The sequence below is a fragment of the Afipia sp. GW822-FHT04G07 genome, assembly GCF_058800765.1.
Genome location: NZ_JBXAMP010000001.1, coordinates 2,094,034 through 2,118,456, shown reverse-complemented (window position 1 = coordinate 2,118,456; position 24,423 = coordinate 2,094,034). Strand labels below are relative to the sequence as shown.

Genomic DNA, 24,423 nt, shown 5'->3' with positions numbered 1-24,423 from the left:
GGATTCTGGGCTGCAGATTTTCACACTTCCACTGCTTGCTGCACGTCTCGCCGGAGGCTTTAACCGACCGGCGCGATCCCAGGACCTCGACCCAGCCATTCGCGCTGCACTCGCCGCCGGCGGCTTGACGGAGCTCGAAGGTATCCGTCAGCTTCCGGGCACGACACGGTCAATCGCCCGCACGCTCGCAAAGGTTTGGCAAGCCGACCTCGATCTTGAGGGGCTCGCTAGCCACAATGCTCGGCTTGCCGAGCTTGCGGAGGTCGAGCGCCGCGTTCGCGCCAACCTCCCAGCAGGGGTTCTGACACCGCGCGACTTGCGCGATGCCGCAATTGCGCACGCGGCCCATGCGGCTGCAGCGCTCGGGTCAATCGATATCGATCAGCTCAGTGAGATTGCATCGGTCTGGCGTCCGCTTCTTGCGACGCTCGCGAAGACGGTCCCACTCGCTTGGCGCAATCCTGGAACCTCCGATGCGAACTGGTTTCCGGGCCAGTTAATTACCAGCGACCGCGAGATGGCTGCGGACATATCCTTAGTTTCCTGCGCGAACCCGCGCGCCGAAGCAGTCGAAGCGCTACGTTGGATGCGTGAACTCATTGCCTCTGGCCGCGCGCGACCCGATGAGATCGCGATCTGTGCCACGGCCACCGAGGACTGGGACGAGCACTTCCTGGTTCTCGTCGCGGACGCGGATCTCCCACTCCATTTCTCGCACGGCGTGCCGGTCCTCGCATCGCGCGAGGGACAAGCGTGCGCCGCACTTGCCGACGTCCTGCTCAACGGGCTTGGCCAGGATCGCCTCCGGCGACTGTTCGGCCATGCCGCGGGTCGAAGCCGTGCCTTGGCCGACTTGCCTGCGGACTGGTCGCTCGGCCTCCAGCCTGGTGCGGCGCTGTTCGAGATTGATCAGTGGCAGCGCGCGCTTGACGAGGCGACCGGCCGCCGCGCCGACGCAGGCGATCCAAGACCGGTCGTGATGCCCATTCTGCGGCTGCTTGCGAGTGGCCCCGAGGCGGCTGCGCAGGCCGGCGCGATGCTATTGGGCACAGCGGCCCGTGCGCTCTGGACCGAGGCGCTTCGACGCGCGCCGGCCGAAGGGCTCGAATTCTCACTAGAGGACTTGCGGCTGCCCGATGGACGCGATCCAGGCGCGAGCGCTGTCTGGTGCCCGGCGAGCCACCTTGCAGGTGCGCCGCGTCCCTGGGTGCGCCTGCTCGGCATGACATCGCGCTCTTGGCCGCGCCGCACGGCCGAGGACCCACTGATACCGGCCCACATCCTGCCGCGCTCTGTGCTTGACCCTGATCCCGTCGCCGAGCAAGATCGACGCGCCTTTGCCGTCATCACCAGTCAGGCGGCGCGCGGCTGCGTTCTCTCGCGAAGCCGGCGTAACGCTCAAGGTGGGCAGTTGTCCGCCAGCCCGCTGATCCCGCAGAGCGCATCTTTGCAGATCCTGAAGCGGGCGCGCATTCCGCAGCATGCATTCAGCGAGGCCGATCGTCTTCTTGCACGGCCGGACGAAGCGGCGACATCGCCGGCGCTCACCGCAGCCAATCTCTGCTGGCGCAACTGGCGGCGCCCGATCGTCACCGCCCACGATGGCCAGGTTCGCGCAGACCATCCCCAAATCGTCCGCGCAATCGGTGATGTCCAGTCCGCCACCTCCTTGCGGCTGATGTTGCGCGATCCGCTCGCCTTCGTCTGGCGCTACGCGCTGGGCTGGCGCGCGGTCCCAGAAGACGATCAGCCCCTCACGCTGGACGCACGCTCTTATGGTGAGCTGGTCCATGAGTTGCTGAAGCGCACGGTTGATGCGCTCGAACCTGTGCCGGGCTATGCGCGTGCGTCCCGGGAGGAAATCGAAGCTGCGCTCGCGACCTCGACGGAGACGGTCCGCACGCATTGGCCACTCAAGCGATCGGCGCCGCCCGCGTTGCTCTGGAAACACACGCTCGCTGCCGCAGCTCAGCTCGCCCTCAAGGCACTGACGCTTGACGAGACGTTCCAACCCGGTACGCGAAGCTGGACGGAGCTTGCTTTCAGTCAAGCTGGCGATGGTGCGATGGCACACGATCTACCCTGGCGCCCCGATTCCCTTGTTACGATTCCCGGTACCCAGGTGCGCATCCGAGGCAATATCGATCGGCTCGATCTCACCGGCGACCGTCGCGGCGTGCGCGTGTCGGACTATAAGACCGGCGTAGAACCGCGCCGAGCGGAGGAGATCGTGCTTGGCCGCGGTGCGGAGCTTCAGCGCGTCATCTATTCGGTCGCGGCCAGTCAGTTGCTCCCCGACAATCCGCGCGTGATCGCGCGCCTCGTCTTTCTCGGCAACAAAGAGCCGAGGCCCTATCGCCTACCGGACGTCGACCAGGCGATCGCCGAACTCGGCGGGCATGTCACGGCGGCCATCACCCTCCTGCGCGGTGGCCATGCCCTGCCTGGCCCCGACGCTCAGGAAGAGCACAATGACTTCCGCATAGCCCTGCCGTCGTCGCCAGCAGCCTATCTTCAGCTCAAGAACGGCGCGTTCATGCGCGCTTTCGGAGGGTTTGCACGAGTGTGGGGCTGCCGATGACACTCGCCGACGATCCCGCACGGCTTCGCATCCTGACTGATCTCGACGCCACGTTGCTCGTCGAGGCCGCCGCCGGCACCGGCAAAACGGCGCTAATGGCCGGACGCCTGACCATGCTGCTCGCGCGTGGCACCGAGCCCGGCGCGATCGCCGCGATCACTTTCACAGAGCTTGCCGCGAGCGGGCTGGCGACGCGCGTGCAACGCTATGTCGAGGAGCTGCTTGCGGGACGTGTGCCTCAACCTTTGCGGCTTGCTCTGCCCAACGGACTAAACGTGGACCAACGACGCGCACTTTCCGGTGCAGCGGCGAAGCTCGACGAACTGACAACCGCCACCATTCACGCATTTTGCCAGACGATCATCTCCAGCTATGCGGTTGAGGCCGACATTGATCCGGGCGCGCGCATTCTTGACGCCGTTCAGGCGGCGGCGGCCTTCGATTCCGTCTTCGAGCAGTGGCTGAAACGGCGATTGAATGCGCCCGAGCGGCCAGGCGATGCCATCGCGACACTCTCGCGCGATGATCCGCGTCGCATCGTCGATACTCTTCAGGAACTCGCACGCTTCCGTCTCAGATATCGCGGCGCACGCGCTCTGCCCGCCGAGCTCGGCGGTCGGCCCGACATCGACCTGGTCGACGCCGTCGCGGACTTCCGACGCTGGATTTCGTCGCAGCCGGTCGAGCCCAAGACCCTAGAATTGGTCGGAGAGCTTGAGACGCTCGCCAACTTCTACGCCGGTAGTTTCGACCCTCCACCGGATTTTGCCACGCTCTGGCGTCTCGCCCATCCGCCACAGCTCGCGTGCATGCGCCGACACAGTTTCGATCTTCTCACGCCGAGACGGAAATCAGCTTGGGAGCGTGTCGCGGGCAAAGAGCGAGGCGCGCTCCTCAATGAAGAGGCGACCGCATGCTTTGAGCGGGTCAATCGCTGCTACCGGACCGTTCTTGGTCGGTTCGCGACCGCGCTTGTCGCCCAGCTTGCGGCCGAGCTCGACGAAGTACTCGATGACTACGCCGCCTTCAAACGGGCCGCTGCAGTCTTGGACTTCGACGACTTGCTCGAGAAGGCGCGTGCGCTGGTGCGCCAGCATGACGACGTGCGCCGCGCGCTTGGAGAACGCTATCGCCACATCTTCGTCGACGAATTTCAGGACACCGACCCTGTTCAGACAGAGATCCTCTTCGGGATCGCGGGGAAGGATCGCGCCGGACGCTGGCAGGACAGCGTGCTGCGTGCCGGGGCTTTATTCATGGTCGGTGACCCGAAGCAGGCAATCTATCGCTTCCGAGGCGCCGATATCGGCTCATACTCGCAGGCGCGCGCCGCTGTTGAGCGGCAATTGCCGGAAAATATCGTTCAGGTCACCGCCAATTTTCGTTCGCGTCCCGACATCCTTAGGCACATCAACCGCTGCTTCGCGCGCCCGTTGTCGGGAGAAGGCCAGCCCGGTTACGTGCCGCTCACGTCGACGCTCGGCGACCCCGATCATGATCTGCCCTGCGCGGCGCGAATCACAGTGGATGTGCCGCCTGATTCTCGGCCCGCTCAAATCCGCGACGCGGAGGCCGAAGCCGTTGCCGATCTCTGCACCCGCCTTATCGGCAATCTCCCTATCCGCGACGAGGACGGCGCAATCGTACCGCTCACTGCCGGCGGCATCGCCCTGCTTGCGCCAACTGGCGCCGAGCTTTGGCGTTATGAGCGCGCGCTCGAGCAGCGCGGGCTGCCGATCGCCTCGCAGGCCGGCAAGAGTTTGTTCCGCCGGCAAGAAGTGCAGGACCTGCTCGCGCTAGCTCGCGTACTCGCCGACGCTGGCGACACATTGGCCTTCGGCGCGCTGCTGCGTGGCCCACTGGTCGGGCTTACTGAGGAGGAGCTACTCGACATCACCGTGGGTCTTCCGCCGCATCTCGATCGCGCCGAAGCGCCCCAGCGCTTCTCGGTGCTGACCGATGTCGATCATGTCGCCCATCCTCTGGCACGTCGCACGCTCGCGATCCTACAAGACCTCAGAAAACGCGTGCGGGCGACCACGCCTGCGCTGCTCTTGGCCGAAGCGATCGAACGCCTCGCGGTCCGTGCAACCCTCGCCGCGCGCGAGGGTGATCGTAGTGCGCGCGCGGCCGCCAATCTCGAAGCGTTCCTGGAACGTGCGCGGCCTTACGGTGTGCGAGGCCTCAGGAAGTTCGTTCGGGATCTCGCCCGGGAATGGCGCGACGGCGTGCCCCACAATGAGGGACGAGTTGATGCGGAAGGCGATGCGATCGAAATCATCACGATCCACAGCGCTAAGGGTCTCGAATGGCCGGTGGTAATTCCGATCAACACCGGCACCTTGCTGCGCTCGCGCGAGGCATTCGTCTACCGCGCCGACGACGAAACACTGCATTGGCTGATTGGCGACGTGGTTCCGCCGGAACTGCTTCGCGCACTCGAGTCTGAAGACGATAGCTTGGCCCGCGAGCGGGAGCGCCTCTGGTATGTCGCCTGCACGCGCGCCCGCGAACTTCTGATCGTTCCGGAATTGCCTCAGGCTGAGCAGCGGTCCTGGGCACGGATCGTTGATCTTGCGCATCGGGACTTGCCGCAGCTTGTCCTGTCGCACTTGACGCCGGTCGCCCGCGTGACCGACGTCGCGCCTCCGAATACGCAGACGCCGGAGCTGTTCGGGGCAGAGCGTGCCGCGATCGCCGCCGCGGCGATGCCGCTCCAGTGGCTGCGGCCAAGCGATCACGATCCTGATCGAGCGCCAAGAGGTGAGGCGATCGCGATGGAGCCTGGCGAAGCCCCAGAAACCGAATTGCCGGTCGGCGCCGGCCGCGTGCGGGGCCTTATTCTCCACAAGCTGATGGAGGAGATGCTTACCGGCGAACTGGCCGAGGAGATGCCGGTCGTCGCTGCACGTGCGCGAGTGCTGATGACGCAGCTTATAATTGATGCTGACAACGGAGCGAAGCTTCCGGACCCAGAGGAAATAGCGGTGACCGTCGCGCGCACCCTTGCACTGCCCGAAATCGCCGCACTCAGGCCAAGCCTCGCTCCGGAGTGGCCAATTTATGCGATGCTCTCGGCTTCACCCGCGGCGACTGCGCTGGCTGGGCGGATAGATGCCATCGCTGTTCAAGATGGTCAGCCTGCCGTTGTCCTGGATTGGAAGAGCGATGTCGCGCCCAGCGAGCAGGATAGGCGCGATCATGCCGCTCAGCTGAGCGACTATCTTCGTGCCACAGGAGCACCTCGGGGCGCCGTGGTTTACATGACGGATGGCGTCATTCGGTGGGTCACGACTAGAACGCCACGGTAAAATTCGTGAGGCGGTCTTTTGGACGCTCCCGATCGGGGCTGCCCACCCGGCTAAGCACTGCAAACGGGTTGCGTTATGACGGCGTGGCTTTCACGACGGCAGATTTTTGGGGGTCATACCGATCTTCGTCGTAGTCTGTAGGAAAATCGGCGAGCTCGGTCTGCTTTGTATTTATCAGGCGTTTTGGCTGCGCCTGATGATAGATGGCGAAAGGTTCTCTTTCCACCTTGAACAAAGAACTCAGCAATTTCAGCGCAATTGGCGCGCAGCGCGTTGACAATTTGGACGCAGCCCAAAATACGTGTCAGATACTAATCGTCGAGTTGACTCTCGAACTTCATTAGGAGGAACTCGGCTATGCCAGGCCCTTCCAAATGGAGGCCGATCTCGTCGAGAGGATTATCCGGTGAACCCGACTGAGAGCCCCAATTCATCGTGCTCACCACGACGTGATCTCTGTCCCACAAAAGAAACTTTGCATGGACTTGCGGATCCTCCACGGCGATCAGATCGACTACACCATGTAGCCGTTCGCGGTGGGCCTTGACGTGCCGCCGTTTGATCGGCCCGGTCTGGCGCGAGTAGTAAACACGGACGTCGTCGAGTCGGCGTCCTGCGATTTCGGCGGGGTTAAAGATCGCCGGCACCATGGGAGCTCCGACCTTGTTGGTACAGCAGACAAATCGCTCTTCGGCTTCGTGAGCAACCCTCCGAATCAATCGCTCATGATCGTCAGCCTGGAGAATGCTCATCCGAACTGGAATACTCCCTCCAGCATCGGCGCTAGATGTTAAGGCGCTCCGCGAGCGCCTTAAATCCGATGCTATGAATTGGAGCGTCTCAATCGAACGGCTGGCGCTTGAAAGAGGTGACACGATAGAACGCAAAAGATCCAGGCCCGCCGCGGCCGCGCGGTTCTCTGTCAGCTCGACAGACACCTCCAAGGCAGAAAAGGGCGACGACAGCCAATTGGAGGAGCCGAGCACGACGACAGCGCCGCCGTGGCCGTCATCCGCGGCAAGGCATTTCACATGGCTTCGAACAGAATCGCGCTGCGTGAACACAAAGCCACGCGCGCGACGGACCGACGAGAGCCGCATATTGAGCTCCTGCATCGCGATCGCGTTCTTTCTGTCGGTGTCTAGCGCAGTACCGTAGAACAAGTGGCAGCGCACGCCACGCTGCGCAGCCTGTTCAAGAGCTTTTCGAATGCGTTCATGTTGCTCCGTGTATTTTTCGCCGTGAGGCGTCACAAAAGTCGAAAGTACGAAAACGTCTTCCTCGGCCTGACCCACGATGCGTTCGAAGCATTCGAGATGCTGTTCGCCGCCGACGATCAATTGATCGGTGCCAATCATCGTATCGACGGTCACTGACCGGCTTGGCTGCGGATCGCTAGCTTCCGGCAGAATACCAGTCCTGATTGTTGCTTGAAGAGCGCCGATCAAGTCCTGGCTGGCCCCCTCAGGGAGCAATCCGTTCTTGACGTCGTTCAGTTCGATCGCGAGATATTTTCTTTCGAGAACGGAGTTGATCGTTTGAACGCCGCGCAGCCATTCGCCGGGACGGAGCATGCCGGCGACGAGCTGCGTTACGCGGACCGCCATTGTGTCATCGGTCTCATCTGGGCCCGGAGGAAAGTTGACCTTGTGATCTGTATGGGTCATCCGATAGAGTGGAGCGGTCTCGACGTCGCGGTTGCGAAAGACCGAGTGTCCGACCTTCTCCAGCACTAGACTGATGTGAATCTCCCGATCTTCAGTTCGCTCCGGCAAGGCGCCACCCAACCGGATGAAGTCTTGACCGACGCCGCTTGTCGCCAATTGAGGGACAGGAGCCAGGCGAAGCTCGACCAGGCCGAACTGCATCAACCGCGCGATGGTCGAGCCCGCGACCTGGCTTGGAATCCCGAGCGACGTTGCCACCTCTTCGATCGTTTCTGGGGTGCGATCGAGCGCGAGCAGGATCATTTCTTCGATTGGACTCCATCCCCATGTGCGTTGAACGATGGCGCGCGCGCGATAGTGCCAAGCGGGAAGGTAGATTTTCACGCCGGAAGCCTCCCGTTCTCGTCGATCGCGACGATGGATGCGCCTTTCACCTTAATGCTAGGAGCATCCTTCCTGACGAGCTCGTAATCGGTCCCGGCGAGGGTCGCGAGCTCCTTCAGCATCTTTCGTAGGAATTCAAGATCGTCCTTTTTTGCATCCGGATCGATTCCTTCGACCACTTCGCGAATGAAGCGCTGGCTTGTGGCAAGAATCAGCTTTTGCTTGGCGCGGCTGAGCAGCACATTCATGCGCTGTGGGCTTTTGACGAATCCGAGCGCGCGCGATCCCACCATGACATTGTTGCGCGTAAGGCTGGCGGCCACGACATCGGCTTCGCCACCTTGGAAGCTATCGCTGGTAAAGACGAACTCACCATTACTGCGCGGGCTCGCGAAGCCGAACAAGGTCTTGTCTTTCCTGACTTGGCCGCGCAGTAAGCGCTTGAACCATCTCACCTGCGCCGCGTAGGGCGAGATGATCACGAGGGTCGGTCGGCGGCCGTCCGCGCCAACTATCGGCCGCAACCCTTTCAAGGCCGCTATCAAGGCCTGCGCCTCAAGCTCGTTGCGGAATGATCGCTCCACTTTGTGTTCGAAATGTCGCCGTTTTGACATGCTGAGGGGCGGAAAATCGAGAAGAACGATTGGAGAGGTGAGGTACGCGACCGTGGACGTGACCGTTAGCGTGCGACGCTTGACGCGGTCGGAGGGAGCGAGCTTTCTGTCATAAAAAGTATTCGAGACGAGATCGCCGATGGCGGGGTGCATGCGGCTCTGTTCCAGCAGCGTGTTGACGATCGTGCTCGGACGCCCCGTGTCCTTTTCGCGCTCAATTTCGCGCTCAGCTATTGATCGAAACGGTTCTTCAAGACGCGCCGCTGTTGCGAGAGCCTCCCTCATCAGATGTTCGCTCGACTTAACTGTATCAAGCGCCTCAGTAACTTCCGGCGGTAGATCGGAGATGGTTTCAAGCCGCTCCTTCGCGTCCCGCAGCAGATCAACTGCGCGCTCGGGATCGTAGAATTGTTGCCGCTGGGCGGCATCGAATGGAGAGAGTTGGTTGTGATCGCCAACCATGATTCTTCTGTTGCCCAGCAATAGCGCGCCGATCAGTTCCGCACCGTTGGCGCGGGCCGCTTCTTCGACGATGACCCAGTCGAATTGATCGCCATCGGCAATCATCTCCTCGATGATGTGCGACGATGTCGTGGCAAGCGTGACATCGGAAGAGCGCAGCAGCAGATTGTCGGTATCGCGAAATACGCGTTCCGCAACCGTCGCTTCCGACGCATCAACGGGCCGGAGCGCCTGCTTGATTTGATAGCGTTGGTTGACCATCATGCTTTCAGCGGCGTGGTCGACCGTCGAAACGGACCTAAGAAGATCAACGGAGCTCGCACGCAAGGAGCTGACTTCATCGGTCGATCGTGTCCGCTCGACACGAACGACGATCTTCGTGCCGCTCGCCAGTGTCGCCTTGAGTTCGTCCTCCATTTGAATCAAGGTCTCGTGGTTTTGCGCCGACACTAGAAGCCTTGCGTCCGGTGTTTTGTCCAGAATGCTTTTGACAAGATTCGAAATTAGGAACGTCTTGCCGACGCCAGGAGGGCCAACAACGACATTGATGGACTTGCCTGATACGATTGCGTCCCATGCCACCTTTTTCGAACCGTCCATCTCGTCCGGCGGCACCGCATTCGGGGTCGCAATATCACGTAATACTTCGTCCAGCGCGACCTGCGCCGGATCGTCAATCGCTCTCAAGAGTTCAATATTCGTCCGGGCCGCCACAATATTTTGAAGGCGGCGGCGAATTGCGCGTTCAAATCCACCATCTCTTCGAGGACGAAGAAAAAGAAGCTGCCCCGGTACAACAGCTTCGCTTGTCGCGAACGTGAACGGTAGGCGGCCGTCGACGACACCGCCCGTTCCCTCATAACTGAGTTCCGGAAATCGCTCCCGATCGCCGGCGAGCGCGTCGCTGCGTGAAAGAGTCCAATTTGGTTTGCCGTCGTCGTACTTCAATTCGCGCGCCAAGGCGTCGTATGCCGGGCGCAGTCCCATCAGCTTGCGTCGCATGTCCCGGTCGGGATCTTCGCGGGAGGCGATCCAGGCCAAATCTGAATCCCCGCCGGACGGCGGGTGAAGCACTTCGACGGGATAGATTCGGAATTGCTCCCGCAGCCAAGTAAAGGCTTCGAGAAGAATGAGGGCGTACCAAGTGGGAATCTCTTCGACTGATCGGCTCACTCCTGTTGTGACACTCGCGTCAATCCACGGTTTGGCGCCAGGGCCAAGCCTGCGTACTCGCTCTTCGGCGCTTCTCCGAGTTCGCGCAAGATGAATCCGGTGGCGAACCTCGACGGCATCATAGATGTAGTCGTCAGGCCGCCTCTTGTTGGCGTTCTCGATCATGCCGACATAGTCATCGATGACTTTCACGCCATACGCGGCAAGGTCGGTGACGATACGCACGAAGGCCTCATCTACGACAACAGTGCGTACCGTTGGTCCGCTGAGATCCTCTTCGACAAAACGGAGGACCGCATCCCTATCGTCAGCCGGGATGGTGCCCGATGTAAGCGATGCAAGGTCGCTTTGGGTAACCTGGGTGGAAGGGTAGAGAATTAGCTCGCCTTCGCCGCTTGACCCCGACCGGTCAAGATCGGCCACGACCTCGGCGATCTCGTTTAGCACGATACTTCCGTCGAAAAGCTGGTAGCGTGGCGGATCGGCAAGACGATTAAGCATGCGTCGCTCGATCGACAGCAGGGAAGGACCGCCGCCGTCCTCGGTCAGGCCGAGGATCCGCGACGCTGCCTGCCCAAGATCACTCCAGTCCCGGCGAAACGAGACGGTGCCGGAGGGCCGCAGCAGATGTCCCGCGCCGCCCACATCGCCGTCGGCAATGTGTACGCACGCTTCGTAGCCGCCGAGTCGGAAATCCTCTTTTTCATCGCTATGCGAAAAGATCGTATGTTCGCTGACAGCGCCGTGCACGATGCCCGCATCATGACAAAGTGCAAGTCCTTCAGCTACGCGCAAGATATTGCGCCAAAACATCTTGCGGCCGGTCGTCGTAAGCAGCCGGCCTTCTCGCGCTCGAACCCTGTGCAATGACCCGCAGATCGGACTGCCAGGATCAACCATTAAGATACCGATCTCTTCCTGGTCCTCGACGATCTCAAGAACCTCGACCAATAACTGGCGCGCACGGCGTGACGACAGAACACGCCGGACACGCCTGAGGCCGTGCGTGATGAGCCGCTTCAGGTCCTCGTCCAGCGGGGTTCCGGTCTTCTTGAACAGACGAAGAAGATAGTCCTCGCCGTCGGCGATGCCGGTGGCAAAACGAAGTTGAGAATTCCAACCTTCGGTGCCGCTCGAAAACGCGGTATCAGCAAACTTGAATCGTGCGTCGAGCGTCGCTTTGCCTTGCATGGTAGCTCGCGCCATAGCGCCGTAATCCATCCTTGAAACAGTACAAATGCGGTGATTCGTATATGATAGCGCAGTATATGCTTTGGGTCAGAGTTATCGACTGCAAAGCGATATTTTGCGCGTTTTCCCAAGCATGCTCTGTGTAAATTGGGGGAGTGGATGGCACCTATTGCAAGCAGCAACGAGATGCGGTTGGACCCGCCAAATCAAGCCAGCATGAGTGGCAATTGATCATCATCGAGCCCTGACCCAACAAACCCCCGAAACAGAGATACCGATTAACCGGATCGGCCTCTTTGGCGGCATAAGTTGCGCTAATAGTTCAAGAGCCAGGCTAGAGAGATCGTCCGCGGTGTCGTTCATGCGTACGGACGTGCTGCGAGTGATCAGCTCGAAATCTGAAAAGGATCGCCGTTTGGCCTCGCGCGCCCGTCGCCTCGCAGTGTTGCCGGACCTTGTCGACCAGTGGGCGCAGTTCGATGGTCAGCGCTTCGTGGTCTGCCAAGTCCCGCGAAACGTGCTTTCGGCGCCGACGGACCTTCGGATTCGGTTGGCACGGACAGGACGCTCGTCAATCCCCCGCGAGATCCAGTAATAATACGCCCCAGCTTTCCCAAAATTGGCGTTCATGAACTCGAGCGACTGATTGCGCATATTCATGCCGGTGAAGATGCCAAGGCCATGCATCTTCGCACTGGTCGCCGGTCCGATTCAATGGAATTTGCCGACTGGGAGATCCTGAACGAAGCTCGGCCTCATCTTTGGCGTGATCACGAACTGTCCGTTGGGCTTCCGTTGGTCGGACGCAAGTTTTGCCAGGAACTTATTGTAAGAGATGCCGGCAGACGCGGTCAGGCCTGTCTCGCTCAGGATCTTGACTCTAATCAAGGTCGCGATCTCTGTCGCGATTGGGAGGCCTTGGATGTTCTCGGTGACATCTAGGTAGGCCTCATCTAACGACAGGGGCTCAATGACGTCAGAATGCTCCGCGAAGATTGTCCGGACGTGTCGAGAGACCTCCTTGTAGACTTCGAAGCGCGGCGGCTTTACGAAAATTAGCTCTTTGCATTGCCGTTTGGCTGTCACTGACGGCAATGCCGACCTAACTCCAAACTTTCGCGCCTCATAGCTCGCTGCAGCTACGACACCGCGCTCTTTCGATCCCGCCCACAGCGACTGGCTTGCCACGCAAGTCCGGATTGTCCCGCTGCTCCACTGATGCGTAGAAGATGTCTATATCGACAGAATGATCTTGCGCTGATGCGGTGCTGGCCCCGTTTGGTAGTCGGTCTCGTCCGTCACGTCGTCGGCCCTATTGGGTCTTCCTTGACGCCGCGAGCGACGACCCGGAGGCTTCCGTCCGGAAGCGGCCTTTGCAATTTCAGTACTTCGTCCGCAGGGGCCGTCATCCAGGTCTCGACTTCATCTGGCGTTGTCAGGATCACCGGCATCGCCTTGGGGTGGATGGCGCCGACCTCGGCGTTGGGCTCCGTCGTGAGGAACGCGTAGAGGTCGTTGGTCGTCTCGCCTTCCTTGACCTTCCGGACGGACGTCCAGTTGGTCCAGATACCGGCGAAGCAGGCGAGGGGACGTGTCTCATCGAGCGCGAACCAGATATCACCGCCCTCGGCCTTGTTGAACTCGCTGAACGAGTTGAACGGCACCACGCAGCGATTTTCAGTCCCCAGCCATCGCGTCCAGTGCTTGCTCTTCACATTGCGGATGTTGGTCGTGCCGCCGTCCGGCTCCATTCGCAGCAATTCCTTGAAATCCACTGCCTTGCCCTTGGCCTGCAGCTTCTCGGCTCGCTTCTTCGTGGCGTCCATCAGCGCCTTTGATGACGACGGCATTCCCCATCGCGCCGTAGCGAGCTCGCGGCCCTCCACTCCGTTGCGCACGATCGGTGCCTTGTAGTCGGGAAAATCCCCCGGCATCGGCGCCAGATTTCCAACGTATCGGTTGACAACGCGGAACAGCGCGTTGATCGCGGCTTGATTGGTCGTGATCGAATAAAGATTGCACATCGGTCAGGATTCGGCTCGAGGGTGGCGCGGCTGCCAGGTCAACTGTAGCAGAGTCGCGGATGGACGCCGGCCGGCCTTGGCACATTTGCGACAGCGCAGCCGGCTGGCGAGATCGTGCACGAAGGTGGTCGGCGGGTGCTTCATCGCGGCCAGGTCGACATCGCTCGGCGTCTTGCAGCGCGCGCACCTGATCTCCAGCCAGGGGAAGCCTCCATTTACGGCCTGATCGATGGTCGGCGACGGATCGATCGGTTCGCCGTCACTCCACATCCGCTCGTTCCAGCTTTCGCAAAGCAGCCTGTCGGCTTGCTGGATCATCGCCCCGCCTTTGGCCCGCATCTCCGCCGATTGGGTCGCCAGCATGCTGGCCATCGCGCGTGCCTTGCCGAGCTCTTTCGCCAGAGCCTTGCGATCGCCGCCCGACAAGGGCGTAGGGTGATACTTCGGGGCCATCCAGACATCCAGGCGCAAAGAGATCGGATCGGCAAATCCAGAGCGGCTACGGCGTCTCGAACGCTGGCCAGCACCCGTCTTCTTCATGCCTGCCGGTGCGCTGCCGGCAGGTATTGTCGAGCAGCCGCTGCGCGACGTCCTTCCAGAGCGCGTTGGCGCCATACAGTCGAACGGCATCAGCGGTCTGGATTTCCACGGTCCGCTCGCAGCGGCGGCAGGAGACGCGCAGCACGTGACGCTGAATCTCGGAAAGACGTCGCTGCCGCATCTGAGCCCCGGTCGTGCCGGCGCGTGCGTCTTTCAGGACCGATTCCCAATATTCGGCCGGGAGGGGGGCATCTGGACCCGCAGCGGGCGGCGCTCGTCTGCGGTCGGCTTCAGCGGCCAATTTTTCCATCTGTTTCGGGGTCGGCATGCGCCAGCTCGCGGGTCGGTCGGTCATGCCCGAATTAGAACATAACAAGAACAAATGTCGAGTCCGGCCAGGCAGGCCGATGAGAAAAATCCCGCTGTGGGGCGGGTCGCGATGTCGGAACCAAGCCCGGTCGTTCGTCTTTAATCCGGCATCAGTAATGGAGTTCCCCGCGATGGCCCCCCGCGCCAACTGGAAAGGCTTCCTGCGTCTTTCCCTCGTCACCTGTCCGGTTGCGCTCTATCCGGCCACGTCGGAATCCGAAAAGGTCTCGTTCAACCAGCTGAATCGAAAGACCGGCCATCGGATCAAGTACGCTAAGGTGGATGCCGATACCGGCGAGGAGGTCGACAACGAGGACATCGTCAAAGGCTACAAGGTCGACACGGACACCTTCATCGAGGTGACGAAGGAGGAGCTAGAGAACGTCGCACTGGAATCAACGCGAACGATCGAAATCGACGAGTTCGTCGACCGCAGCGAGATCGATCCGCGATATCTCATTCGCCCCTACTATCTGCGTCCCGACGGTAAAGTCGGGCACGATGCTTTCGCCGTTATTCGGGAAACCATCCGCGAGATGAACAAGGTCGCGATCGGCCGTGTGGTGCTGACCAATCGCGAGCACATCATCGCGCTGGAGCCGTTGGACAAGGGCCTGATGGGAACGCTACTGCGCTATCCTTACGAAGTCCGTTCAGCTGATGAGTATTTCGACGACATTCAGGATGTCAAAGTCACCAAGGACATGCTTGATCTCGCCAAGCACATCGTCAATCAGAAGGCGGGCCATTTCGAGCCGGACAAGTTCGAAGACCAATACGAAACCGCCCTCATCGAACTGATCAATCAGAAGCGCGCCGGCAAACCCATCACCGCGAAAGCGCGTCCCCGCGGCGAGAACGTGGTGGACCTGATCGACGCGCTGCGAAAGAGCATCGGAAGAGAGGGCGCCTCAGCGACAGAGGCACCCAAGAAATCAGGAAAAAAGCCGCGCAAGGCGGCGGCCGGGCAGAAGGAAATGCTGATGCCGATCGCAGGCAAGAAGCCGGCGAAGGAGGCCGCGGCGAAAAAGCCGGCGGCCAAGCCGCAGCGGAAGTCGGCTTAGGTGTCGTGAAGCATCCGGTGACGCCGGACGGCACTCCTTCGTCGTCCGTGGCAGGCTCTGGCGAATGGCAAATCCGTCTCAACGAGGTCACGCGAGATCATCTCGTCGCCGTCTAATGGCGACCCGGCGGGTAGGTGCGTGCGCCAGGAAGGCGGCCGAGCGCGAGGCCGAAGTAACGGTGCATAGGACCGCGGACGAAGCTAAGCAGGCGCTTGGCGAACGCGGTCCCGTATGGCGGGACGACGGCTCGCCGGCTCTCGATTGCTCTGCAAAGTAGGAGCCATATGGCTGCGGTGAAAAAGACTTCCAGGAGATCGACCTTGAGCGCGGGCATTCTCGCATACCGCAAGGGAGGAGCTCGGGGGCTCGAGGTTCTGCTCGTTCATCCCGGCGGTCCGTTCTGGCGTGAGAAGGATGATGGCGCCTGGTCCATTCCAAAGGGCGAAATCGATGCCAATGATGTTCCGGAGAACGTTGCTCAACGAGAATTTGCCGAAGAACTCGGCCCGAGCGCTTCGATTGGTCCACTCCAGGCGCTGGGGGAGGTCCGACAGCGAGGAGGCAAGCGCGTCATCGCATTCGGCGGCGAGGGACACTTTGATCCGGCAGCACTGACCAGCAATACCTTCGATGTCGAATGGCCGCCTCGAAGCGGTCGACGGCAGAGCTTTCCCGAAGTCGACCGCGCGGAATGGTTTGATATCGAGTTAGCGCGGACCAAGATGCTGTCCGCTCAGGTAGAGTTTCTCGATCGTCTTTTGGCGATCTCGGCTGAGAGCGTCGGGAAATGATGTTCAGGATTGGAGTCATTTCGGACACGCACGGCCTGTTGAGGTCCGAGGCGGAGCGAGGCCTGACGGGCGTCGATCACATCATTCATGCCGGCGACATGGGACGCCCCGAGATCGTCGACGCGCTTCGCCGGATCGCACCCGTCACGGCCGTTCGTGGAAACGTGGACAGTGGCAAGTGGGCTCGCGACTACCCCGACACGAAACTCGTCCGTCTGGCAGGTAAGTCGATCTACGTTCTGCACGACCTGAAGACGCTGAAGACCGATCTCGGCGCCGGCTTCGACGTCATCGTCTCCGGGCATTCCCACGTACCGAAGATCGACACGGTCGGTGGCATTCTCTACCTGAATCCCGGCAGCGCGGGACCTCGGCGTTTCAAGCTGCCGATCACGTTTGCGACGCTCGAACTCACGCCTGACGGCATGCGACCGGAAATCCACGACCTTGGAGGCGAGTGAGTGTCGGCGGAGAGTGCATCAATCCTTTTTGCCGGCTTTCGCCGAAGGGAAGCTACTTGCGCGGACGTTCTCGCTCACGCACGACATCCTTCGCCCGCTTGTCGGACCTGAGCCCGAGGTAGACGGGCTGGCGCAGTTCGCCCTTGCTCGTCCACTGCGCAAATTTGACCTCGGCGACCAACGAGGGCTTGACCCAGGTCGTGGCGGCCTCGTCCTTCACTTTGGCAGGGAAGGGTGATTTCGGGATCGTCAGCTTCACGAGCTTGGCGTGGAGGTCTTCCAGGACCTTGTGGCTGAAGCCAGTGCCAACATGTCCGATATAGCGCCATGTGTCGTCTTCCCGCACGGCGAGGACCAGGGCGCCGAAGTATGGTCTTGTACGCCTCGGCGCCGTGAAGCCCGCGATCACCACTTCCTGCCGCTTTGCTGTCTTGATCTTCAGCCAATCCGCCGTCCGGCTTCCGGACGCATACGCGCTGTCGGCGCGCTTCGCCATGACGCCTTCCAGACCCTTCCGCTCGGCCTCGGCGAAGAATTTCATGCCGTTCGCTTTGCGGTGATGGCTGAAGGCGATCAACTTGTCGCGCGGCAGTATTGCCTTCAACCGCTTCTTCCGCTCGAGGAGGGGGTGGTTGCGCAAGTCCGCTGCGTTCTCAAACATGAGATCGAAGGCGCAGTACAGCAGCTTCGCCTCATGGCGCAGCGCGTTTTGAAGCAACTGGAAATGTGAGACGCCATCCTTACCGATCGCGACAAGCTCACCATCGATCACGGCGTCGCCCTTCACGCCCTCCAGCGCTTTGGCGACCTCAATATAGCTGCGGCTGATTATCTTGCCGTTGCGGCTGTAGAGCGCAACTTTGCCCCGCCGGATTTCCGCGATCATCCGGAAGCCGTCGTACTTGTCCTCGAAAACCCAGCTGGGGTCGTCGAACGGCGCCTCGGTAAGCGTAGCAAGCATCGGCTGCAGGCGCTTGGGCAGGGTCGACATCCGGCTCATTCAAGGCCAATCCTTAAGAGCGCGTTGCGAAATGCATGGACGTCCTTCAAGGATTGGGGAACGCTTCGGGGCCGCGTCGTGTTCCGCAGGCATGGTGGCGTGCGAGACGTTGACGATCGACGAGGGCGGATCAGACCGATGGCCAGAAAACTGAAGACCTATCAGACCTCGCTGGGCTTCTTCGATCTGGCGATCGCCGCTCCCTCCATGAAAGCGGCCCTCGAAGCCTGGGGCGCTGACAGCAATCTCTTCCACCAGGGCGCGGCGAAGGAAAGCGACGATCCGGACGTCATCGAGGCGACTATGGCTGCGCCGGGCATCGTTCTGAAGAGACCCGTCGGCTCCAACGGGCCATTCAGGGAGCATGCCGAGCTACCTACCGACCTTGCCAGCGGCAGCTCAAAGAAGACAGGCCGCCGTCAACCGCGGAAGCCTTCTAAGCGGGCCCACGACGATGCGGCCGACCGGAAGGCTGCACTTGCTTTAGAGAAGGAGCAGATGCAACGGGAGCGCGAACGTGCCAAGGAGGAGGCCGTCCGGCAGAAGGAGCGTGAGCGACGGCAGCACGCCGTCGACAAGGCGCAAAGTGCCTTGGACGCGGCCCGTCGCAAGCACGAAGAAAAGGCCGCTGACATTCAACAACAGCTCGAAGTTCTTGAGGAAAGCGCGCGGGACGAGGAAGCGCGTTGGGAAAAGGAGAAGGCCCGGTTGGAAGTCGCGTTACGACGCGCGCGAGGCTAGGTCTCAAAGTGCGACCATCTCGTGTCTTAGCGTTGACGCCTGATTTGCCGCCGAGACCGGAAATTGCCAGACTCTAAACTGCCAAGTCGCGAGCCTTAGCAGTTGCGCTCTTCCCGCAAGATGCGCTCCAGATCATCCTCGAAGATATTTTGCGTTGCTTCAAAGAGAGCCAGGAGCTTCAGAGCTTCTGCGATGTTTGCGCCACCCTTGCGGACCATCCGTTGCTGCCTTTCGACGATCTGACGTCCTTTGGCAACATGGTGACGGGCAAGGATGACACGTTCGGAATAATGAGACATTGGTGGCTCCTGCTGCAGGCGGGAGCGCGATTGGTCTCTCAGTCACCGGTGCCCGCGGGCAGAGTGCCTTTGCCGGTGATGACCAGATCATACTCCGTTTCGCGAATTCGGACACTGTCCAATTCAAGCAGGTCAATCTTGAATGGTGGGTCTCGAGCGGGCGCGCTCAGACTGGGCGCTCGCTGGTAACTATCGGTCGGAAACCGCCCGCCCTGCGGCCTCATTGACCTTTGCGCGGTCCCGCCTGTCCTCCGGAGACAGCTCCATAACCGCTCGATGGAGCTCCGCAGGGATCGTCAGCGGACTATCGAGCGGCTTTTCCGCCCACTCCCAGAAGCGGTCAAAGGCATCCATTACAGATCCTCCCGAAGCCCCCTGAAGAAGGGATGACGGACTTTTCCCTCCGCTGATTTTGCACGGTACTCTATCTCGGCCAGCAGCTTGGGCTCGACCCAGATTCCTTTGTGCGCAATCCGCTTTGCATAAGGCTGCGTCTTGCGGATCAGCGGCTTCAGACGCTTCTGAAGGTCGGCGGCTGATGCCTTGTCGAATCCATGGTCCACCTTCCCGGCGTATATTAGATCGTCGCCCTTACGCCGGCCGACGTAGATGCCGTCCCACTTCGTTCCATCGAGCGCGAAACCCGCAATAGTCAGGGTCTCACGCTGCACGCAGGTCTTCTTGACCCAGTCATTCGTGCGTCCGGCCGGATAGGCGCCGTCCCGGACCTTCGAGACGACACCTTCGAGGCCAAGCTTGCAGGCGTGCGCAAACATCTCGCGGCCGTCTATCGCGAAGCTTTCGCTGAACTGGATGTCGGTGCCGGTCAGGATCTTCTTGAGTTCGGCCTTGCGCTGAAAAAGCGGTAGCTTCCGGATATCTCGGCCGTTCAGATAGAGCAGATCGAACGCCACGAGCACGATGCTCCTCGACTTACCCTTGAGCTCGTTCTGCAGGACCGAGAAGTCGGTCGTGCCATCGGCAGCTGGCACCACGATCTCGCCGTCCACCACCGCAGAGTTCGCCTTGATCCGCCAGGCGTCATGAGCGACCTTCTTGAAGCGGTGCGTCCAATCGTGGCCGCGCCGGGTGGAGATCTTCGCCGTCTCGTTGGCCAGATGGACCTGAACACGGTAGCCGTCGAACTTGATTTCGTGGATCCAGCGCTCTCCCGACGGCACTTTCTCTGTCGAGGATGCCAGGGCCGGTTCGATGAAGGCGGGGAAAGGCGCCTTGACGCCGATAGCCGCCGGCTTGTTACGCTGAAACGCCACTGAAGAACTCCACGCTACAGCCGATTCAAATTGGCACAGTTCGAATCGTTCCGGAACCTGCGAATCCCTGTCGCGTTGCTTCGATGTCCCAACAGGAGGCACCGATGGCGGCAGCGAAGAAGAGCAAAACGGCGCGCGGACGAAAGCAGGACCGGGCGCGGGTGGCAGGCGGGCAGGACTACGAAGTGCAGTACGAGGCGAAGAAGACCGGAAAGTCGGCGCCGGCGGTGAAAAAGGCCGTCAAAAAGGTCGGCAACGCGCGCAAGCGGGTGGAGAAACGGCTAGGCCGCTGAGTAGCAGACGGGTCGGCGTCGGTGCTTAGCGCGGGTCCTCCTCGTCAGGGGGGCATTCTGGGCAGGTATCGCCAATCGAGTCGAGCACGTCGTGAAGCGCGGCCTCCGCGGCTTGACGGGAGACGTCTGCTGGCGGGTCTCGACGGGCAATATCGAAGGCTCGCTCTCGTGCATGCGGATCGGCGCGGTCCTGCATCCAACCATGCTCTTCGCATTCGCGGATGGCGCCCGCTTCCTGGAGCACGTGGATCGCCCAACCCTGCAGTGTCCGTATCGCCGGCCTTCGCTCACTGGTCATCAGCATTGAATAACTCCGAATACACGAATCTAGTGGTCCGCCGTTTGTTCCGGCTGCTAACACAAGGCTGGGATTCTCAGTCAGCAGAGGACAAGGTTTTCGCCCGTTCTGAGACCACTGTGAAATTGCCAGGCTGTTCTCGCAGGATTGCCAGCATCACTTTCGCTCAAGTCTTTTAGTGGTTGTGCGCGTGCGGCCAGGGCCGCACCGGGCTCTCGTGAACCGAGCCGCGCCGCGTCTCGGCCTGCGGCTTCGATCCCTCGCGCCAGAGCTTTGGTGCTCCTCGCCGGGGGCACTCGGAAAAGGGGCTCGCCTGCGGCGATCGTTATCACTGCCCCGTTCCCGGGTGCCCTTTTAACCGGTCTCGTCGCTGCACTCGGTCCCGCGTGCCGCCTTCGGCGTCGCTATGCTCACGCTCCTGCGGGTGCCATTTCTCTTGGGGCGATGCGCCCCTGGCGCACGCCGGATCAGGCCTGCGGCCTAAGGCAAGAAGCTGAGAGTAAGAGTGCAGGCTGGTTTTCCGTGACGGGTTACAATCTGCGAGAGAGGCTCGCGGTGCCCGTCGCGGAGACCCGCGATGTCAAACCCTAATGCTTGCGCGCGCGCCGGCCAGGACCGGGCGAACCTCTACAACGAAATCACCGACAAGATCATCGCCGAGCTTGAGGCCGGACGCGTCCCCTGGGTTCAGCCCTGGGGTACTGCCGCGGCGAAAGCGCCGCTGGCCATGCCGAAAAATGCGTCGACCAACCGGCAATACAGTGGTGTGAACATCCTCATCCTCTGGGGAGTCGTGATCGAACGCGGATTTACCGGTCAAAGTTGGCTCACTTTCCGCCAGGCACTCTCTCTTGGCGGCCACGTTCGCAAGGGAGAGCGCGGGACTACCGTCGTCTACGCGGATCGTTTCGTGCCGAATGATGAAAAGCGCCGCGCCGCCGAGACCGGCGAAGACGCGCAGGCGATCCCGTTCCTCAAGCGATTTACCGTTTTCAACACCGATCAGTGCGAGCAACTGCCCGACGACATTGCCACCGCTGCGCCGCCGCCGCCGGCCGGCCTCATCGAACCGACGGTCGATGCCCTGATCACGGCCAGCGGAATTCCATTTCGGATCGGTGGAGATCGCGCATTCTATGCAACAGCCGAAGACTATGTTCAGGTCCCGCCGCCGCAGGCCTATTTCGAACCCATCAACTGGCACCGTACGGCCTTGCATGAACTCGGTCATGCGACTGGGCACCCGTCGCGTCTCAATCGCGACCAGAGCGGATCCTACGGTACCAAGAAATATGCCTTCGAAGAGCTGGTCGCCGAATTGAGTTCCGCGTTCAGCTGCGCGTCGCTAGGGATCGTCCCCACCGTGCGCCATGCCGACTATATCGGCTCCTGGCTCGAAGTCCTGCGTGAAGACAATCGCGCCATCGTGCGGGCCGCCTCGCAGGCGAGCAAGGCCGCGGACTATTTGCTCGGTTTCGTTCCCGGGTCCATTGAGCCCGCATCGCTGGATTCGGCTGTCGCCGATCACGAGACGGCGTGATGCCTGGCCTCGCGCGAGAGTGAGAGGAGGGGAGGCTGTTCGCGACGGGTTGGAAGCCGAGAGAGAGTCTCACGGCCACCCGTCGTGGAGAGCCAAAATGACGAAAGCCGTACAAAAGATCACGCTGTCCCCTTCTCGGGACATTCCCTTCAACAAGCTCGTGCTCGGCCAGTCGAACGTTCGCCGCGTCAAGGCCGGTGTCTCGATCGAGCAGCTAGCCGAGAGCATCGCGCAGCGTACGCTTCTGCAAGGTCTGAGTGTCCGGGCCGTCGTCGATGCAGATGGCAACGAGACCGGCATGTTCGAGGTGCCAGCGGGCGGCAGGCGCTATCGCGCTCTCGAGCTCCTGGTAAAACAGAAGCGGATGTCAAAGACGCAGGCGGTGCCGTGCGTTGTGCGTGAAGGGGGCATCGCCGAGGACGATTCGGTGGCGGAGAACGATGAGCGGGTCGGCCTGCATCCGCTTGATCAGTTTAGGGCCTTCCAGACACTCCGCGATCTCGGCATGAGCGAGGAAGACATTGCCGCGCGTCATTTCGTGAACCCTGCAATCGTCAAGCAGCGCCTGCGCCTGGCGTCGGTCTCGCCAAAGCTGCATGAGGTCTATGCCGAAGACGGCATGACCCTCGAGCAGCTCATGGCGTTCTCGGTCACGGCCGATCACGCCCGCCAGGAGCAAGTCTGGGAGAATGTCAGCCGCTCCGGTTATGACGAGCCATACCAGATCCGCCGGCTGCTCACGGAGAACACCGTGCGCGGTTCCGATCCCCGGGCCCAATTTGTGGGCCTCGATGCCTATCAGAGCGCGGGTGGCGGCGTTCTGCGGGATCTGTTCGAGCACGACGACGGCGGCTGGCTTCAGGACGTCGTCTTGCTCGACCGCCTCGTAACCGAGAAGCTCAAGGCCGAAGCTGAGACGATTGCTGCCGAAGGCTGGAAGTGGATCTCGGTCGCCGTAGATTTCCCCTACGGTCACACTCAAGGCCTACGACAAATCGAAGGCAAGCCCGTCGATCTCTCGCCTGAGGAGCAGGCCACCATCGATGCGCTGAACGCCGAGCAAGCCAAGCTGGAAGTCGACTACCGGGATGCCGACGAGTTGCCCGACGAGGTCGATCAGCGTCTCGGCGAAATCGAGTCGGCCCTGGCTGCATTCGAAGACCGGCCGATGCTTTACGAACCGGCGGAGATCGCCCGAGCTGGTGTCTTCATCAGCATCGACTCCGAAGGACGCCTCGCCGTGGACCGGGGTTACGTCCGGCCGGAGGACGAGGTGCCGGCAACTGATCCTGATGTCGGGCAGGGCGCCGATGCGTCGTCGACCGAAGGTCTTGAAGTGGGCCCTTCCGTCCAGCGCACGGTCATCGCGGTCGCAGGCGGCGCTGCTGATGCCGAGGAGGATGATGAGGACGCGACCAAACCTTTGCCGGATCGTCTCATCATCGAGTTGACGGCGCATCGTACACTGACATTGCGTGATGCGTTGGCGGGAAATCCAGCGGTCGCGTTCCAGGCAGTTCTGCATAACTTCGTGCTGACGGCCTTTTACCGGTTCGCATCGTCCGGGAGCTGTCTTGAGATCAGCCTTCGCACGCCGAACTTTCCCGCCCAAGCTCCGGGGCTGAGGGAAAGCGTCTCGGCCAAAGCAGTCGAGGCGCGACATGAGGTCTGGAAGGCACGGTTGCCAAAGAGCGAGAACGATCTCTGGGATGCGCTGACGGCTCTCGATGGTGGTGCACAGGCGTCGCTGTTCGCCCACTGTGCGTCGTTTGCGGTCAACGCCGTCCATGAGCCAGCCAATCGCTACAATCAGGGTCGCGTCTCCGCCCATGGCGTTCGCACGCGTCTCGACCAGGCCGATGTGCTGGCGCGCGCGGTCGGGCTCGACATGGTGCAGGCCGGCTGGCGACCGACCGTCGACAACTATCTCGGCCGGGTTACCAAGCCGCGTATTCTGGATGCCGTGCGGCAGGCCAAGGGCGAGTCGTCGGCGCAACTGATCGACCATCTGAAGAAGGCCGACATGGCCAAGGAGGCTGAACGACTTCTGGATGGCTCGGGTTGGTTGCCGGAGCCGTTGCGTCTCCTCGATCCCGATGCGGCGTCAGAGCAGGAGAGCGAGGCGGGCCGGCTGCCCGAATTCCTCGCCGACGAGGAGGATCAGGAGACCGCCGCCGACGAAGATCCGCAACATCTCGACGCGGCTGAGTGATCATCACAGAGCGGGGCGGCTTTGGCCGTCCCGCGGTTGCTTGGGGACCGGTGTGTAGCGCTGGTCCCCATTCTTATTGGGAACGGCGGAGAGTGAGAGTCGGGCCGGGAAGGGTTTGAGCCGTCGGGGGCAAA

The 24,423-nt window shown here is 61.4% G+C and carries 18 protein-coding genes and 1 pseudogene; 9 read left to right on the top strand and 10 right to left on the bottom strand.

Annotated features, from left to right (window positions below):
• The first annotated feature begins 316 nt into the window (after window positions 1-316).
• Both AC1RKJ_RS10405 and AC1RKJ_RS10400 read left to right on the top strand, forming a co-directional pair.
• A complete protein-coding gene (locus AC1RKJ_RS10405; protein WP_492790898.1) occupies window positions 317-2,581 on the top strand; it encodes a PD-(D/E)XK nuclease family protein in 2,265 nt (754 codons plus the stop codon).
• The gene (locus AC1RKJ_RS10400) at window positions 2,578-5,892 is read left to right on the top strand and encodes a UvrD-helicase domain-containing protein (RefSeq protein ID WP_006022641.1); all 3,315 of its coding nucleotides are present in this window, start codon (window positions 2,578-2,580) and stop codon (window positions 5,890-5,892) included. Before AC1RKJ_RS10405 ends, AC1RKJ_RS10400 begins: the two co-directional genes overlap by 4 nt.
• 311 nt (window positions 5,893-6,203) lie before the next feature.
• Here the strand turns inward: AC1RKJ_RS10400 and AC1RKJ_RS10395 are convergent, their stop codons facing one another.
• The 6 genes and pseudogenes from AC1RKJ_RS10395 to AC1RKJ_RS10370 all read right to left on the bottom strand — a co-directional run bounded on the left by AC1RKJ_RS10395 (window position 6,204) and on the right by AC1RKJ_RS10370 (window position 14,302).
• Window positions 6,204-7,943, bottom strand: coding sequence for a phospholipase D-like domain-containing protein (locus tag AC1RKJ_RS10395; RefSeq protein ID WP_006022640.1), 1,740 nt, complete (start codon window positions 7,941-7,943; stop codon window positions 6,204-6,206).
• Window positions 7,940-11,383, bottom strand: coding sequence for a DEAD/DEAH box helicase (locus AC1RKJ_RS10390; RefSeq protein ID WP_006022639.1), 3,444 nt, complete (start codon window positions 11,381-11,383; stop codon window positions 7,940-7,942). Before AC1RKJ_RS10390 ends, AC1RKJ_RS10395 begins: the two co-directional genes overlap by 4 nt.
• Window positions 11,384-11,617: 234 nt before the next feature.
• Window positions 11,618-12,685: pseudogene (gene dinB, locus AC1RKJ_RS10385) on the bottom strand (DNA polymerase IV).
• A complete protein-coding gene (locus AC1RKJ_RS10380) occupies window positions 12,682-13,407 on the bottom strand; it encodes an SOS response-associated peptidase (RefSeq protein ID WP_006022636.1) in 726 nt (241 codons plus the stop codon). Before AC1RKJ_RS10380 ends, dinB begins: the two are co-directional and overlap by 4 nt.
• Before the next feature lie 3 nt (window positions 13,408-13,410).
• The gene (locus AC1RKJ_RS10375) at window positions 13,411-13,860 is read right to left on the bottom strand and encodes a hypothetical protein (protein WP_006022635.1); all 450 of its coding nucleotides are present in this window, start codon (window positions 13,858-13,860) and stop codon (window positions 13,411-13,413) included.
• A 46-nt stretch (window positions 13,861-13,906) separates the two neighbouring features.
• Window positions 13,907-14,302 carry a hypothetical protein gene (locus tag AC1RKJ_RS10370; protein WP_024337238.1) on the bottom strand — a complete coding sequence of 132 codons (396 nt, stop codon included), beginning with the start codon at window positions 14,300-14,302 and terminating at the stop codon, window positions 13,907-13,909.
• A 145-nt stretch (window positions 14,303-14,447) separates the two neighbouring features.
• On the opposite strand from AC1RKJ_RS10370, the gene ku reads away from it, so the two are divergent.
• From ku to AC1RKJ_RS10355, 3 genes are all read left to right on the top strand, one after another.
• Window positions 14,448-15,380, top strand: a complete 933-nt coding sequence (ku, locus tag AC1RKJ_RS10365; RefSeq protein ID WP_006022633.1) for a non-homologous end joining protein Ku — start codon at window positions 14,448-14,450, stop codon at window positions 15,378-15,380.
• 284 nt (window positions 15,381-15,664) lie between these two features.
• Entirely contained in the window at window positions 15,665-16,171 is a 507-nt protein-coding gene (locus AC1RKJ_RS10360) for an NUDIX hydrolase (protein WP_028145790.1), read from the top strand.
• Window positions 16,168-16,632: a metallophosphoesterase family protein gene (locus AC1RKJ_RS10355; protein ID WP_006022631.1), complete on the top strand. Its 465-nt coding sequence runs from the start codon at window positions 16,168-16,170 to the stop codon at window positions 16,630-16,632. The genes AC1RKJ_RS10360 and AC1RKJ_RS10355 overlap by 4 nt, the downstream gene beginning before the upstream one ends.
• Before the next feature lie 52 nt (window positions 16,633-16,684).
• On the opposite strand, the gene ligD (AC1RKJ_RS10350) is transcribed toward AC1RKJ_RS10355, so the two are convergent.
• Window positions 16,685-17,632: a non-homologous end-joining DNA ligase gene (gene ligD / locus AC1RKJ_RS10350; RefSeq protein ID WP_006022630.1), complete on the bottom strand. Its 948-nt coding sequence runs from the start codon at window positions 17,630-17,632 to the stop codon at window positions 16,685-16,687.
• Window positions 17,633-17,770: 138 nt separating this feature from the next.
• Here ligD (AC1RKJ_RS10350) and AC1RKJ_RS10345 point away from each other — a divergent pair, with 138 nt between their 5' ends.
• Window positions 17,771-18,373, top strand: coding sequence for a hypothetical protein (locus AC1RKJ_RS10345; protein ID WP_006022629.1), 603 nt, complete (start codon window positions 17,771-17,773; stop codon window positions 18,371-18,373).
• A 95-nt stretch (window positions 18,374-18,468) separates the two neighbouring features.
• On the opposite strand, the gene AC1RKJ_RS10340 is transcribed toward AC1RKJ_RS10345, so the two are convergent.
• Entirely contained in the window at window positions 18,469-18,672 is a 204-nt protein-coding gene (locus tag AC1RKJ_RS10340; protein ID WP_006022628.1) for a hypothetical protein, read from the bottom strand.
• Between the two features lie 353 nt (window positions 18,673-19,025).
• Window positions 19,026-19,946 (bottom strand): non-homologous end-joining DNA ligase, encoded by a 921-nt coding sequence (gene ligD / locus AC1RKJ_RS10335; protein WP_006022626.1) that lies wholly within the window; start codon window positions 19,944-19,946, stop codon window positions 19,026-19,028.
• A gap of 104 nt (window positions 19,947-20,050) precedes the next feature.
• Between ligD (AC1RKJ_RS10335) and AC1RKJ_RS10330 the strand changes: the two genes are divergently transcribed.
• Window positions 20,051-20,239 (top strand): DUF3606 domain-containing protein, encoded by a 189-nt coding sequence (locus tag AC1RKJ_RS10330; protein WP_006022625.1) that lies wholly within the window; start codon window positions 20,051-20,053, stop codon window positions 20,237-20,239.
• A 25-nt stretch (window positions 20,240-20,264) separates the two neighbouring features.
• Here the strand turns inward: AC1RKJ_RS10330 and AC1RKJ_RS10325 are convergent, their stop codons facing one another.
• Entirely contained in the window at window positions 20,265-20,543 is a 279-nt protein-coding gene (locus tag AC1RKJ_RS10325) for a hypothetical protein (RefSeq protein WP_006022624.1), read from the bottom strand.
• Between the two features lie 571 nt (window positions 20,544-21,114).
• Between AC1RKJ_RS10325 and AC1RKJ_RS10320 the strand changes: the two genes are divergently transcribed.
• Entirely contained in the window at window positions 21,115-22,077 is a 963-nt protein-coding gene (locus AC1RKJ_RS10320; protein WP_024337240.1) for an ArdC family protein, read from the top strand.
• Between the two features lie 97 nt (window positions 22,078-22,174).
• Complete coding sequence (locus AC1RKJ_RS10315) at window positions 22,175-24,289, top strand: ParB/RepB/Spo0J family partition protein (RefSeq protein WP_006018709.1); 2,115 nt, start codon at window positions 22,175-22,177, stop codon at window positions 24,287-24,289.
• Window positions 24,290-24,423 lie beyond the last annotated feature (134 nt).

Excerpts from the sequence above, each read along its gene's own strand:
- AC1RKJ_RS10400 (WP_006022641.1), top strand. The coding sequence starts at position 2,578 with ATGACACTCGCCGACGATCCCGCACGGCTTCGCATCCTGACTGATCTC.
- AC1RKJ_RS10390 (WP_006022639.1), bottom strand. The coding sequence starts at position 11,383 with ATGCAAGGCAAAGCGACGCTCGACGCACGATTCAAGTTTGCTGATACC.
- AC1RKJ_RS10380 (WP_006022636.1), bottom strand. The coding sequence starts at position 13,407 with ATGTGCAATCTTTATTCGATCACGACCAATCAAGCCGCGATCAACGCG.
- AC1RKJ_RS10375 (WP_006022635.1), bottom strand. The coding sequence starts at position 13,860 with ATGGCCCCGAAGTATCACCCTACGCCCTTGTCGGGCGGCGATCGCAAG.
- AC1RKJ_RS10370 (WP_024337238.1), bottom strand. The coding sequence starts at position 14,302 with ATGACCGACCGACCCGCGAGCTGGCGCATGCCGACCCCGAAACAGATG.
- ku (WP_006022633.1), top strand. The coding sequence starts at position 14,448 with ATGGCCCCCCGCGCCAACTGGAAAGGCTTCCTGCGTCTTTCCCTCGTC.
- AC1RKJ_RS10360 (WP_028145790.1), top strand. The coding sequence starts at position 15,665 with ATGGCTGCGGTGAAAAAGACTTCCAGGAGATCGACCTTGAGCGCGGGC.
- AC1RKJ_RS10355 (WP_006022631.1), top strand. The coding sequence starts at position 16,168 with ATGATGTTCAGGATTGGAGTCATTTCGGACACGCACGGCCTGTTGAGG.
- ligD (WP_006022630.1), bottom strand. The coding sequence starts at position 17,632 with ATGAGCCGGATGTCGACCCTGCCCAAGCGCCTGCAGCCGATGCTTGCT.
- AC1RKJ_RS10345 (WP_006022629.1), top strand. The coding sequence starts at position 17,771 with ATGGCCAGAAAACTGAAGACCTATCAGACCTCGCTGGGCTTCTTCGAT.
- AC1RKJ_RS10340 (WP_006022628.1), bottom strand. The coding sequence starts at position 18,672 with ATGTCTCATTATTCCGAACGTGTCATCCTTGCCCGTCACCATGTTGCC.
- AC1RKJ_RS10330 (WP_006022625.1), top strand. The coding sequence starts at position 20,051 with ATGGCGGCAGCGAAGAAGAGCAAAACGGCGCGCGGACGAAAGCAGGAC.
- AC1RKJ_RS10325 (WP_006022624.1), bottom strand. The coding sequence starts at position 20,543 with ATGCTGATGACCAGTGAGCGAAGGCCGGCGATACGGACACTGCAGGGT.
- AC1RKJ_RS10320 (WP_024337240.1), top strand. The coding sequence starts at position 21,115 with ATGTCAAACCCTAATGCTTGCGCGCGCGCCGGCCAGGACCGGGCGAAC.
- AC1RKJ_RS10315 (WP_006018709.1), top strand. The coding sequence starts at position 22,175 with ATGACGAAAGCCGTACAAAAGATCACGCTGTCCCCTTCTCGGGACATT.